The following is a 702-nucleotide window of genomic DNA, read 5'->3' as shown; positions in this document are numbered from 1 at the left end:
TAATGCCTGCTGTGTTAGGTACAATATCTCCTATTTCATAGCCGGCTAATGGTTTATTTTATAATTCACAAAACCATGACTATTAAGCTCATCAGTAGTTTCATCTGCTAAATTTATATTATAGAAATTCCATGTTAAATTATCAAAATCGCGCTCAATTCCATATGAATGACTTGCTCTTAACATTTGAAATGTTGTTTTATCTAATTTTTCATCTAAACTATTATTGATAGTTACATTTATGGCACTAGCAGTTCCAACGTTTTGAAACCTAATGGTATAATACAAATAATCGTCTTCCGTAAAGCTTACATGTTCAATTTCTGGTCCTTGTGATTCGCTAATATCATTAGGATCATAAGAACCAATAATGATTTCCGATAAGTTAGAGGTATTATTTTCAATAACAACATCATTTGCTGCTGTTGTATACTCTGCAACATTGGTAATCATATCTCCTAAATTAGCTGATGTGGCGACTAATGTTTCAATATAAATCACTTCACTTTCACCAGGTAATAAGTTTGTAAAATCTAAAGTAAAGCCATTAGGCGCTGGTGTAATGGAATTTCCTGCACTTAACCCTGACGCTCCGGTATAGGTTACTGACGGATCTGCAGTAAACGTTACAGTACCAGAACTGACTGTGGACTCTCCATAATTTCTTACAATTAACATGTTTCTGTACGTAAATCCGGGTCT

At 33.8% G+C, this 702-nt stretch carries 1 protein-coding gene; it reads right to left on the bottom strand.

The window, feature by feature from the left end; translation table 11 throughout:
• Positions 1-45 precede the first annotated feature (45 nt).
• On the bottom strand, positions 46-702 hold a 657-nt coding region (locus tag ADICYQ_RS14540), incomplete at its 5' end, for a DUF7619 domain-containing protein (protein WP_235114685.1).

Source organism: Cyclobacterium qasimii M12-11B, assembly GCF_000427295.1.
Lineage (GTDB): Bacteria > Bacteroidota > Bacteroidia > Cytophagales > Cyclobacteriaceae > Cyclobacterium > Cyclobacterium qasimii.
Note: the sequence above shows the minus strand (reverse complement) of the source record. Positions and strands in the feature narration are given on the sequence as shown.